Raw genomic sequence first — 12,138 nt, forward strand, 5'->3', positions numbered from 1 at the left:
GACCTGGCGGCCATGACCCCCGGAACACACCACACGCCACCAGTAGCGCCCGCCTCGCCGAGCACCGCGTGACGTGGCGTCCCTGAGCCCAGGGCCGGGGCCGCGGCCCCCTTGCGCGGCAAGGGAGAATGGAAGATGGCCCCACGGCCGGAAACCGTACGAGGAGGATGAACCATGGCGGAGCCCGAGCGGCCCCGGACCGAGCAGCGTCTGCGACCCGCGCCCCTGCTCTTCGAGCCCGCGGAAGCCGTCGCCGACCCGGAGCACTTCTTCGACCTGGAGTCGATGGAGGACCCTCGGGAGCTCCTGGCCCGCGCCACCGAGCTGACCCACGCCTTCCGTGCCGCGACGGACCGTTCGGTCGAGTTCCAGGCGATCGCGGCGGCCCAGCTCGCCGACCCCCGGCGCTTCGACCGGCTGACGCCCGCCGCGATCGCCGAGCGCGCGCAGTGGACCGAGGACTACGCGAAGAAGATGGTCGAGTTCGGGCGGGATCTCCTGCGCGGGGCCGGTGCGGGCGGCGGCCCGGAGGCCTGAGGGCGCCGGAAGGGCGCCAAGCGCCCCAGCGCCCCAGCGCCCCAGCGAAGATCACGGGGCATATGCCACGACGGCAAGGTACTCCCTCCCACCCCCTGTTGTCCCGATTTCTGGCAACTCCCAGAAATGGAACCCTCACCACCGGTAGATGTAGTCGCCATGAGCAGCACACGTCTCCACCCGGACCCCGCCCCGGCCTCCCCGGTCTCCCTCCCCGCCCGCGTCCAGGACATCTCCGACGTCACCACCGAGGGAGCCGCCTGGCTCGCCTCTGCGGAAACGTATCCCCGCAGCACTCTCACCCACTGGCGCAGCCGCCCCACCGCCCCCGCCGTCCTCCCCTGCGGCTCCGTCTTCGACGTGGTGAGCGTCCCCGCGGTCTTCGGCCGGCGGATGCTCGACCGTTTATGGAACGAAGGCCCCGGCTCGGGCCCCGTCGCCGCGCACCGCGGCCGCGTGCTGCTCTTCGCAGCTCCCGGGACCGCCCAGCGGCTGCCCTCGCTGCTCGAGTGGGAGGAGTGGGGCCGGGCCGTGCCCGGCATCCTCTGCCACGGCACGGGGGACGCCGTGACGGTGCCGCCACTCACCGCGAAAACCCGGGAGACCGCACCCTCCGGCCGCCTCGAATCGCGCTGGCTGGTGGCCCCCGATGCGCGGCATCCCTGGCTTCCCGGGCCCGAGGTCGCGCTCTGGGCCTGCGTCCGCGCGGCCCGTGCGGCGGCCGGCTCCGCGGTCCGTATATCGATTTTTCCTGGCGGCGATCAGAGTGCTAAGGTCTACGACGTCAGCAGGCGCCGCTAGCTCAGTTGGTTAGAGCAGCTGACTCTTAATCAGCGGGTCCGGGGTTCGAGTCCCTGGCGGCGCACAGACAGAAAGAAGCCCCTCGCGCAAGCGAGGGGCTTCTTTCATGCCCGCATGTCCGCATGTCCGCATGCCCCGCACGCCCGGATGCCCGCACGCCCGCATGCCCGCGGCGACACCGCGGCCCTCACCCCACCGACACGTTCACCGTCCTCACCCCACCGACACGTTCACCGTCCACGCCCCCGTCGCCGTCCGCCCCTCGACCTCGACGCGCACGTCCTCGTCCGGCACCGTGAAGCTCTCCCCCGCCTCCACCGGCGCGTCCGCGAGCGGCGGATACACCGAGTCGCCCCAGCACGCCTCCGACTCCGGGTGGGCGTCGAGGACCTCGACCGGGCCGCCACCGGACGGCGCCTCGTTGCGTACGCGATAGACGAGCACCCCCTCGGTGCACGTCGCGCGGTCGTTGCCCGTCGCGCCGCGCCCCTCGACGGCGATCGCGCTGCCGCGGCCCGTGCGGATGACCGCCAGCTTGGTGCCGCCGACGCCCCCGCGCGCGGGCCGCTTCGACAGCGGTTCCAGAGTCAGCCGCCGTCCCTCGCCCTCCACACACTCCACCTGCCGGTGGCCCAGCCAGCCGAGCTTCCACTTGTGCCAGCCGAAGAGGTCGGGAGAGAGCCCGAACTGGCTGCCCATGACGTCCCAGTCACCGACGTGCGTGTCCCAGTCGCCCTTGCCGTCCGTCGGCCGGTGGTAGAGGTCGGGCAGGTCGAAGACGTGGCCGGTCTCGTGGGCGAGGACGTTGCGGTCCGGCGGGTGGCGCTCGAAGACCGTGACGATGCGCTTGATGTCGGCGCCGTCGGCCCGCATCGGCCGGTCGAAATTGACGACCTTCGTCGCGTCCGAGTTCACCCCGGGCGCGTCCGGGTCGGCGACGAAGTAGACGACGTCGTACCGCGAGAAGTCGACGTGCGGATCGGCGGCGTCCACCGCGTCCCGCAGGTAGGCGCTGCGCCGGGAGGCGTTCCAGTCGCGCTGTATGGCGTACGAGCCGGAGTCGTCCGGCATCTCGACCCACTCGCGCTGCGGGTGCGGGCGCAGGGCGAATCTGCCGTAGGAGGCACGGTCGAAGAACTGGCTGGTGGCGGGGAAGTAGTCGGCCGCCAGCTCCTCGGGGGAGGTCTGGGGCGGGGAGTCGGGGAAGGAGAGGAAGACCATCACCGCGTCGAGGGCCCGGTCGGGGCGCGTATAGGCGCCGTTCCAGGTGTCGAGACCCTCCGAGTGATGCGCCGGTGTGCGCTGGAGTGCGCAAGGGACCGCCGGGGTCTCGGCGATGGCCGGGCCCGCGACGAGCCCCGTGGCGGCGAGCGCGGTCAGGGACGTCAGGGCGGCGGCCGTGCTGCGCAACCGGGGTCTCTCCCCTCCACGGGTGAGTCCCCAGGGGGGTAGCTGACGCGGCACGTCGACCTCCGGGTGCGGATTGCGGGGCATCCCACCCACCCTGTGACGCTTTTATCCATTACGCCTTGTTTGTCTGCCCCAGTCGGGTGACGCGCCACTCCCGGAGCGCTCACGGAACGTCACAAGTTGTCGCCGGACAGATTGAGGCGTAAAGGAAGCAGTGCACGGGCGAGCAGAAACGATCTGCCGCCGGGTGGGTGCCACATCCGCGCCGGGCATGCGCCTGTCCTATGCCCACCGCGGCCGCCACGCGGCACCGCTCTGTGGCTGGATGCGCCCTCGGGCCAGCCCCTATGATCGGCACACTTTCCTGCGCGGGCCCGGCCTCGCCGAACAACTGCACTGCGGGAGCAAGTGGTGAACGGAACGTCTGAAGGCCAAGCGCCCACAGCGGTCACAGCACCCGACCTCGCCAGGGTGCCCACTACGGAGCGTCGCCATCCGGGGCAGCGGCCCGACCACCGAGCCGCGTTCGCCGCCGCCCCTCTCGCCCTCGGCGTCGTGGACGGCGAGGGTCTCGTCGTCGATGCCAACGACGCGCTCGCCGAGCTGCTCGGCGCCACCCCGGACGAGCTCGCGGGACGTCTCGCCGCCGATCTGGTGGACCTCGCGTCGGACGCGCGCACCTGGCACGCGTACCGCGAGGTGCTCCGCGGCCGCCAGGCGAAGCTGCGCTGCACCCGGCGCCTGAAACACCCCGACGGGCACTCGCTGTGGGTCCAGGTCACCGTCTCGCCGATGCCCGGCGGGCGTACGGTGCTGCTCGCCGCCACCGACATCAGCGCCCGCCGCGAGCTCCAGGCCCGGCTGCGGCATCTGCAGATGCACGACCCCGTGACCCGGCTGCCCAACCGCAGCCTGTTCTTCGAACGGCTCGCCGCCGCGCTCGAAGCAGGTGCGTACGACGACACGGGCACCGGCCGGATCGGGCTCTGCTATCTGGACCTCGACGGGTTCAAGGCGGTCAACGACACCCTCGGCCACCGGGTCGGCGACCGGCTGCTCGCGGCTGTCGCGGAGCGGCTCACACGGTGCGCCGACGAGGCCGGCCACGGCCGGACGTCGGCGCCGCTGGTCGCGCGGCTCGGTGGCGACGAGTTCGCGCTGCTCGTGGAGGACTCGACGGGCACGGACCAGCTTGCCGACCTCGCCGACGCGGCGCTCAAGGCGCTGCAGGACCCCTTCGACCTGTCGGGGCAGCGGCTCTCGGTCTCGGCGTCGATCGGCGTGGTGGAGCGGCGCGCGGCCGGGACGACCACGACCTGTCTGATGCAGGCGGCCGACACGACGCTGTACTGGGCGAAGTCGGACGGCAAGGCACGCTGGACTCTCTTCGACCCCGAGCGCAACGCCCACCGCATGACCCGCCAGACGCTGTCGAGTTCACTGCGCCCGGCCGTCGACCGCGGTGAATTCCTCCTGGACTACCAGCCGTTGGTGCGCCTGGAGGACGGCGGTGTGCGGGGGGTCGAGGCACTGGTGCGGTGGCAGCATCCGCGCTTCGGGCTGCTGACGCCGAATCGGTTCATCGGATTGGCGGAGGAGGACGGTTCGATCGTGCAGCTGGGCCGCTGGGTGCTGCGGACGGCGTGCCGCCAGGCCCGGCAGTGGCAGCTGGATCACCCGGAGCGGCCGCCGGTGTTCGTGAGCGTCAACGTCGCGGTGCGCCAGGTGTGGGACTCGGACCTGGTCACCGACGTCGCGGACATCCTCGCCGAGACCGGACTCTCCCCCGAACTGCTCCAGTTGGAGCTCACCGAGTCGGCGGTGATGGGCTCGGCGGGCCGGCCGCTGCAGGCCCTCCAGTCGCTCAGCGACATGGGGGTGCGGATCGCCATCGACGATTTCGGCACGGGGTACTCGAACCTCGCGTACCTGAGCCGTCTTCCGGTCTCCGTCCTGAAGCTGGACGGTTCCTTCGTACGCGGCTTCCAGTACGACGCGGATGCGGGCGAGGCGCACATCAACCCCGCCGACGAGGTCATCGTCGAGGCCTTGGTGCAACTCGCCCACCGGCTCGGCCTGACCGTCACCGCGGAGTGCGTGGAGACCACGTCCCAGGCGGCGCGGCTGCGGCGGATCGGCTGCGACACCGGGCAGGGGTGGCTGTACTCCCGCCCGGTGGCGCCGGATCGTATCTCCGCCCTGCTCGCGGCAGGCTGACGGCTCCCTGGCGGCTACGCGCGCGGCAGCCCGTAAGCGTCTGCGATCAACTCGTAGGAGCGCAGACGCACTTCGCCGCTGTGCGCGTTCGCCGTGATCATCATCTCGTCGGCGCCCGTGCGCTTGGCGAGGTCGTCGAGGCCGGTGCGGACCTGGTCGGCGGTGCCGTGGATGACGTTGGAGTTCCAGCTGTTGATGAACTCCCGCTCCATCTCACTGAATGCGTACGCCTCGGCCTCCTCGGGAGTCGGGACGAGCCCCGGCGTCCCGGTCCGCAGCCTGACCATGTTCAGCGCGGCGGCGAGGACCTGCCGCCGGGCTTCGTTCTCGTCGTCGGTGGCCAACGCGGAGACGCCGATGAGGGCGTAGGGGGCGTCGAGAACGGCGGACGGCTTGAAGGACTCCCGGTAGAGGTCGAGGGCCGGAATCGTGTTCTGCGCGGAGAAGTGGTGCGCGAAGGCGAAGGGCAGACCGAGGACTCCCGCGAGCCGGGCGCTGAAGCCGGAGGAGCCGAGCAGCCACAGGGGCGGGCGGTGCGGGGACTGGACGCCGCCGGGTGAGGTGGCCTGGACCGGGCCCGGGACGGCGTGGATACGGCCGTACGGGTGTCCGTCGGGAAAGTCGTCGTCCAGGAAACGGGTCAGCTCGGCGAGCTGCTGCGGGAAGTCGTCGGCGCCTTCGTTGAGTCGGTCCGTCCTGCGCAGCGCGGCGGCGGTCGCGCCGTCCGTGCCCGGAGCGCGCCCCAGGCCCAGGTCGACGCGGCCCGGGGCCATGGCCTCCAGGGTGCCGAACTGCTCCGCGATGACCAGCGGGGCGTGATTCGGCAGCATGACGCCGCCGGATCCGAGCCTGATCCGCTCGGTGTGGGCGGCGAGGTGGGCGAGGATGACCGCCGGGGAGGAGGAGGCCACTCCCGGCATGGAGTGGTGCTCTGCCACCCAGTAGCGGTGGTATCCGCGCCCCTCCGCCAGCTTGGCGATCTCCACGCTCTTCTTCAGGGCATCGGTGGCGGTCCGCCCCGCGCCCACGGTCACCAGGTCGAGCACGGAGAGCGGGACCGGCGCACTGCCGTGCCGCTCGCCGCGGATGTCGTCGCTCGGGTCCACTGTCACGGGGGTCCTGCCTCCTGCTGCGCGGTGCGTGTTTCCTACTCCGCGGTCCAACAGGAGGCTTACTCCGTTTTATTCCCCGGGGTGAACCTCCTCCGCCGAGGCGTCCCTGACCGATACGGACATACCGGTACGGCCCCGCGCCCGCACCCCGCGGGCTAGTCCCGGACCTGCACCACCGGCTCCTTCGTGAAGAGTGCGCCCAGGGACGGGGCGTTCACCCTGCGGGCCGCAAGGCGCAGGGCCTCCCAGACCGTGACCTGGTTCGCCGTCAGGACCGGTTTGCCGAGGTCCTGCTCCAGGTCATGGATGTACGCCGCCGTGTGCAGCGCCGTGTCGGGCAGCAGGAGCGCCTCCGCGTCGGGGTGGTCGCCGGCGTGGGCCATGGCCCTGACCTGCTCCCAGCCCCACGTCCCCACCTCCGCCGCCGTGATGATGCCGTTCCCCTGCGTCGAGACGACCTCCACGCCGGACGCCTTCAGGAACGCGGCGAAGAGCCCCGCCACGTCCTCCGGATAGGTCGCGGCGACCGCGACCCGGCCCGCCCCCACCTCACGTGCCGCGTGGGCGAACGCGAAGGACGTACTGGACGCCGGCAGGCCGGCCGACCGGGCCAGGGCGCGTACCTGGTCGTGCGCGCCCTCCCAGCCGAAGACGAAGCTCGCGCTGGTGCAGGCCCACACCACCGCTTCCGCCCCGGACAGGCGCAGCTCCTCGACCCCGGCGGCGAGCCGTTTCGGCGACCCCATCTCCAGGAGTGCGTCGACCCGGTGCGCGTCCTCGCCGATGTCGGTGTGGACGACCTGCAGCCGGACATCACTCCCCAGCATCTGCTCCATGCGGGGGTAGTCGTCCTCAGCCGAGTGACCCGGATAGAGGAAACCAAGTGCGGTCACTTCCAGCCTCCTTCAAGGCAGCGTTGGTGGTCCTTCGGGCAGACCCTGGGGCGGATCGAGCGGTACGACACCGGGCAGCTCGCCCGGCCCTGCGACCGGGCCCGCGCCCGGCCTCGCACTCGGATTGATCAGCGCCTGGTAGGGCCCTACCGCATGCGTACCCAGACGGCGCAGGGCGGACCACATCGTCACCTGGTTCGCGGAGATCACCGGCATCCGCAGCTCCGCTTCCAGCTGCGGAATGACGTCGTACGTCGCGAGGTTGGTGCAGCTGATGAAGAGCGCGTCGGCCCCGCCGAGCACCGCCCGCCGCGCCATCTCCGCCACGTCCTTGTAGGGGACTTTCCAGATGTGCCTGGTCAGGCCCAGGTAGGCGCGGCCGGTGACGGACACGTCCGCTTCGCCCAGGTAGTGCTCCAGGGACTGGGTCACCGACCAGGTGTAGGGCGTGACGAGCGCGATGCGCCGCGCGCCCAGATCCTCCAGCGCCTCGAGCAGCGCGCCCGAGGTGGTGACGGCGGAGACCGCGCCCTCGCGGTTCATGGCCTCGCACATCGCGCGCTCGCCCGCGATGCCGCCGACGAAGCTGCCCGATGTGCAGGCGTACGCGAGGACTTCGGGTTCGGCGGCGCTCAGCGCGCGAACCGCCTCGCCGAGCGTCTCGTGCTCGCTGACGAGTCGTGCCAGGTCAAGGCTCACCTCGACGGGGACGTACGGAGTACGGGTCAGGTGGAGGGAGATCTCGTCCGGCACCCAGCGCCAGAGCTCCCGGTCGAGGGCGAAGTCGAAAGGGGCGACGACACCTACACCGCGTTGAGGGTGTGGTCCGCCGAGGAAGGAGACGTCCATGAGCAGGCCCCAAGTTCGTGCGTGCGTGCATTGGAGGGACCGGCCGGGGGCCGGGAGATGCGGAACCGGCGACGCGCCGGGACGTCGGGACGGGGCAGAAGGCGCGAAGAAAGCGCTACAGAGCGTGCTATGACCTCATACGGAGCGTACTCAGCCATGGGGTGCTTGTGATAGAGCACCTCTGTTGACGAAGGTAGTTTCAGGTGCGAGCGTGGTCAATCCGCGCATCTCAGACGGCTCTGGCCGACACAGAACTCAGGGAAGCGGACTCTCATTGCGAAACGGTTTCTCCTCGATGTCCGAATCGACCTCCGAATCGACGAAGGACCCGATGTCCGAAACAACCGTTCTAGTCCTTGACGCCCCGTCCCCCGCCCCGCCACCCCGTCTCGGCAGCCTCACCGGGCGTGCCCGGATCCTGCACGCGGACGCGGACACTCTGGCGGCCCAACTCCCCCACGCCGACGTGCTGCTGGTCTGGGACTTCCTCTCGGACGCGGTGCGCGCCGCCTGGCCGGGCGAGGGGCAGCGGCCCCGCTGGGTGCACACCGCGAGCGCGGGCGTGGACCGCCTGATGTGCCCGGAGCTCGCCGAGTCCGACACGCTGGTCACCAACGCCCGCGGCGTCTTCGACCAGCCGATCGCCGAGTACGTGGCCGCTCTCGTCCTCGCCATGGCCAAAGATCTGCCGCGCACCCTCCAGCTCCAGGGCGAGCGCGCCTGGCAGCACCGCGAAACGCAGCGAGTCGCCCGTACGCGCGCGTGCGTGGTGGGTTCGGGGCCGATCGGACACGCCATCGTCCGCATGCTGAAGGGGCTCGGGATCATCACCGCCCTGGTGGGGCGCAGCGCGCGCAACGGCGTCCACGGCCCCGACGAACTGGACCGGCTCATCGCGCGCGCCGACTGGGTGGTGTGCGCGGCGCCGCTCACGGACGACACGCGCGGCATGTTCGACGCGCGGCGCTTCGGGATGATGCAGCCGTCGGCGCGCTTCATCAACATCGGGCGCGGCGCGCTCGTCGTGGAGGACGATCTCGCGGCGGCCCTGTCGAAGCGTTGGATCGCGGGCGCGGCGCTCGACGTCTTCGAGCACGAGCCGCTGCCCGCGGACAGTCCGCTGTGGACGGCACCGGGTCTCCTCGTGTCCCCGCACATGAGCGGCGACACGGTGGGCTGGCGCGATGAACTGGGCACTCAGTTCGTCGAGTTGTACGAGGAGTGGGCGGCCGGGCGGCCCCTTTCCAACGTGGTCGACAAGAAACGTGGGTATGTACCCGGGAATTGATCACTCCCGAGCCACTCCCCTCCCGCCCACTTGAGGAGCGTGCATGACCGAGCTCACGGATCTCACCGCGGTACAACTCGTCGAGGCCTATCGCAAGGGCGAATGCAGTCCGGTCGACGCGACACGTGCGGCTCTGCGCAGGGCCGAGGAAGTGCAGCCCGCGGTGAACGCCTTCGTGCGCGTCGACGCAGACGAGGCCATCGCGCAGGCCGAGTCGAGTGCCGAGCGGTGGCGGCGCGGTGAACCGCGCGGGCTGCTCGAGGGGGTCCCGGTCTCGGTGAAGGACATCCTGCTGCAGCGCGGCGGCCCGACGCTGCGGGGCTCCAAGACCATTCGCAGGGAAGGGACGTGGGACGAGGACGCGCCATCGGTGGCGCGGCTCCGTGAGCACGGCGCGGTGTTCATCGGCAAGACGACGACGCCCGAGTTCGGCTGGAAGGGCGTCACGGACAGCCCGCAGAGCGGGATCACGCGCAATCCGTACGACACCTCGCGCACCGCGGGCGGCTCCAGCGGCGGCAGCGCGGCGGCGGTTGCGCTCGGCGCGGCGCCGGTGTCGCTCGGCACGGACGGCGGCGGCTCGGTACGGATCCCGGGCGCCTTCTGCGGAATCTTCGCGCTGAAGCCGACGTACGGACGGGTGCCGCTGTACCCCGCTTCCGCGTTCGGCACGCTGGCACACGTCGGGCCCATGACGCGGGACGCGGCGGACGCGGCGCTCGTGATGGACGTCATCAGCGGCCCCGACCCGCGCGACTGGTCGCAGCTCGGCCCGGTGGCGGACAGCTTCGGCGCGGGTATCGAAGGCGGCGTACGCGGACTGCGCATCGCCTACTCGCCCTCGCTCGGCGGCCAGGTGGCCGTGCGGCCCGCGGTCGCCGCCGCGGTGCGGCAGGCGGTGGAGTCCCTTGCCGCGCAGGGTGCGTACGTCGAGGAGACCGACCCGGACCTCACGGACCCGGTGGAGGCGTTCCACACCCTGTGGTTCAGCGGCGCCGCACGGGTGACCCAGCATCTGCCGCCCGAGCGGCGGGAGTTGCTCGACCCGGGGCTGCGCGAGATCTGTGCGCAGGGCGCCCGGTACAGCGCGCTCGACTACCTTGCGGCGGTTGACGTACGCATGGAGCTCGGACGTCGCATGGGCCGCTTTCACCAGACGTACGATCTCCTGGTCACACCGACGTTGCCGATCACCGCGTTCGAGGCGGGGGCGGAGGTACCGAAAGGTTCCGGCCATCGTCGGTGGACGGGATGGACGCCGTTCACCTACCCCTTCAACCTGACGCAGCAGCCGGCCGCGACCGTCCCCTGCGGAGTCGACCGGGAAGGACTGCCCATCGGCGTGCAGATCGTGGGGGCGCGACACGCGGACGTACTCGTCCTGCGGGCCGCGCACGCGCTGTACGAAGCGGGGGCCGGCGGCATCGCACCGCCTGCTGCGAGCTAGGCAGCCGGGGGCTTCGCCCCCGGGCCCCCAGTCCTCGATCGCCGGACGGCTCTCTCTTACATCCTGCGGAAATTCAGCGTCTCGCCCTGCGCGCCGCCGCGCCACAGGTCGTTGCAGGCCTCGGCCATCCGGTCGAGGCCGTCGACCACCTGACCCCAGACGATGCCGGGGACCCAGCCGACGTCCCCGTTGAGCAGCAGGTTGTTGCGCTCGTAGAAGAGGGCGAGGTCCACGACCGTGGCGCCCGCCCTGACGTCCGCGGCCGGTTCGTACCCATAGGCCTGCGTGCCCAGCTGTGTCCCGTTGAAGGAGAAATAGCAGAGGTCGCCGGGAATGGGGGTGACTGTCGGGTTCTCCAGGGGCGGCTCGCGATCCGCGAAAGCCGGAAAGAGGGCGTAGATCTCATTGCGGGCGTACTTCGCGTGATAGACGTCCTCGCTGAGCGGAAGTGCCTCCCACACCGCCGCGCAGGTCAACGGGGCCCGGTCGTCGAGCAGCTTTGCCGTGCACTGAACTCCCCGCTTGGCGAGGGAGACTTCGATGAATCGGTCTGCCATGTGTCCCATGCTCCTCCCTGGGTCAAGAGGACAACGATTGCATCAGGGGCTGAAATTGGCCCGCATATCTCGCGTCGAGTCGGGTAGCCGCGCGCCCATGGCTCCACCACTTGGGAACAACGAGGGATTCATCGGCAAAGCAGTACGCCGCCGCTCTCTGCTCACCGGAGCGGGCGTGGCGGCACTGGGGGTTTTCGGGGGCGCGGCCTGCAGCCGGGTACCGGAGGAAGGGAAGGTCGAGGGCGGAGATCTGCTGGACCGGCTGCGTGATGCCGGCGAGGTCCGGATCGGTGTCGCGGGCGAGGTCCCGTTCGGATACATCGACGAGAACGGTGAGGTGACCGGGGAGGCGCCGGAAATCGCCAAGGTGATCTTCCCTCGCCTTGGTGTGCCCAAGGTCAAGGCGGTGCCCACCAAGTTCGGCGCGCTGATCCCCGGGTTGACCCAGGCGCGGCAGTTCGACGTGGTCTCGGCGGGCATGTACATCAGCCCGGTGCGCTGCGAGCAGGTGCTGTTCTCCGACCCCGACTACCTGATGCTCGACTCCTTCATCGTGAAGAAGGGCAATCCGCACGGCATCAAGAGATATGAGGACATCGCCAAGAAGGGCCTGAAGCTGGCGAGCGGTACGGCCTACGCGCAGATCACCACCGCCGAGGCGAACGGCGTGAAATCCGTCCTCGTGGTGCCCGACCAGGTGGCGGGCGCCGACGCCGTCGCGCTCGGCCGGGTCGACGCCTTCGCCGGGACCGCGGTCACCGTGCGCGACGTGGTCAAGGGCAATCCGCGGGTGGAGGCCACGAAGCCCTTCCAGCCGGTTGTCGACGGCAAACCGGCCTACGGCGCGGGTGGTTTCGCCTTCAGGCTGTCCGAGAAGACCCTGCGGGACGCCTTCAACAAGGAGCTGCACAAGCTGAAGGAGAGCGGTGAACTGCTCAGGGTCGTCAAGCGGTTCGGGTTCACCGAGACCGAGATGACCGACCTGACGGCCGAGAAGCTGTGCCCCCCGGTGAAGGGAGCCTCCTGA

Annotated in this window: 11 protein-coding genes and 1 tRNA gene; 7 read left to right on the forward strand and 5 right to left on the reverse strand. The window is 70.7% G+C overall.

Going from position 1 to position 12,138, the window contains the following annotated elements; genetic code table 11:
• Positions 1-174 precede the first annotated feature (174 nt).
• From ACZ5WE_RS05530 to ACZ5WE_RS05540, 3 genes are all read left to right on the forward strand, one after another.
• On the forward strand, positions 175-537 hold the full coding sequence (locus tag ACZ5WE_RS05530) for a hypothetical protein (protein ID WP_467687253.1): 363 nt from the start codon (positions 175-177) through the stop codon (positions 535-537).
• A 159-nt stretch (positions 538-696) separates the two neighbouring features.
• Complete coding sequence (locus ACZ5WE_RS05535) at positions 697-1,338, forward strand: bifunctional DNA primase/polymerase (RefSeq protein ID WP_467687252.1); 642 nt, start codon at positions 697-699, stop codon at positions 1,336-1,338.
• Positions 1,329-1,402 (forward strand) — tRNA-Lys (locus tag ACZ5WE_RS05540). Before ACZ5WE_RS05535 ends, ACZ5WE_RS05540 begins: the two co-directional genes overlap by 10 nt.
• Positions 1,403-1,551: 149 nt before the next feature.
• Here the strand turns inward: ACZ5WE_RS05540 and ACZ5WE_RS05545 are convergent.
• Entirely contained in the window at positions 1,552-2,832 is a 1,281-nt protein-coding gene (locus tag ACZ5WE_RS05545; RefSeq protein ID WP_467687250.1) for a M6 family metalloprotease domain-containing protein, read from the reverse strand.
• Positions 2,833-3,159: 327 nt separating this feature from the next.
• Between ACZ5WE_RS05545 and ACZ5WE_RS05550 the strand changes: the two genes are divergently transcribed.
• Positions 3,160-4,965, forward strand: coding sequence for a putative bifunctional diguanylate cyclase/phosphodiesterase (locus ACZ5WE_RS05550; protein WP_467687248.1), 1,806 nt, complete (start codon positions 3,160-3,162; stop codon positions 4,963-4,965).
• Between the two features lie 14 nt (positions 4,966-4,979).
• On the opposite strand, the gene ACZ5WE_RS05555 is transcribed toward ACZ5WE_RS05550, so the two are convergent.
• The 3 genes from ACZ5WE_RS05555 to ACZ5WE_RS05565 form a co-directional block, all read right to left on the reverse strand.
• Complete coding sequence (locus ACZ5WE_RS05555) at positions 4,980-6,077, reverse strand: LLM class flavin-dependent oxidoreductase (RefSeq protein WP_467687246.1); 1,098 nt, start codon at positions 6,075-6,077, stop codon at positions 4,980-4,982.
• A gap of 155 nt (positions 6,078-6,232) precedes the next feature.
• A complete protein-coding gene (locus tag ACZ5WE_RS05560) occupies positions 6,233-6,970 on the reverse strand; it encodes a maleate cis-trans isomerase family protein (protein ID WP_467687244.1) in 738 nt (245 codons plus the stop codon).
• 12 nt (positions 6,971-6,982) lie between these two features.
• A complete protein-coding gene (locus tag ACZ5WE_RS05565; RefSeq protein ID WP_467687242.1) occupies positions 6,983-7,819 on the reverse strand; it encodes a maleate cis-trans isomerase family protein in 837 nt (278 codons plus the stop codon).
• Between the two features lie 331 nt (positions 7,820-8,150).
• On the opposite strand from ACZ5WE_RS05565, the gene ACZ5WE_RS05570 reads away from it, so the two are divergent.
• Together ACZ5WE_RS05570 and ACZ5WE_RS05575 are read left to right on the forward strand one after the other, a co-directional pair.
• Positions 8,151-9,107 (forward strand): D-2-hydroxyacid dehydrogenase, encoded by a 957-nt coding sequence (locus ACZ5WE_RS05570; protein ID WP_467687240.1) that lies wholly within the window; start codon positions 8,151-8,153, stop codon positions 9,105-9,107.
• Positions 9,108-9,150: 43 nt separating this feature from the next.
• Positions 9,151-10,554, forward strand: a complete 1,404-nt coding sequence (locus ACZ5WE_RS05575; RefSeq protein ID WP_467687238.1) for an amidase — start codon at positions 9,151-9,153, stop codon at positions 10,552-10,554.
• 56 nt (positions 10,555-10,610) lie between these two features.
• Here ACZ5WE_RS05575 and ACZ5WE_RS05580 read toward each other — a convergent pair whose 3' ends face one another.
• Complete coding sequence (locus tag ACZ5WE_RS05580) at positions 10,611-11,111, reverse strand: DUF3830 family protein (protein WP_467687237.1); 501 nt, start codon at positions 11,109-11,111, stop codon at positions 10,611-10,613.
• A 97-nt stretch (positions 11,112-11,208) separates the two neighbouring features.
• Between ACZ5WE_RS05580 and ehuB the strand changes: the two genes are divergently transcribed.
• Positions 11,209-12,138, forward strand: coding sequence for an ectoine/hydroxyectoine ABC transporter substrate-binding protein EhuB (gene ehuB / locus ACZ5WE_RS05585; RefSeq protein ID WP_467687235.1), 930 nt, complete (start codon positions 11,209-11,211; stop codon positions 12,136-12,138).

Source organism: Streptomyces sp. NPDC033180 (assembly GCF_055577645.1).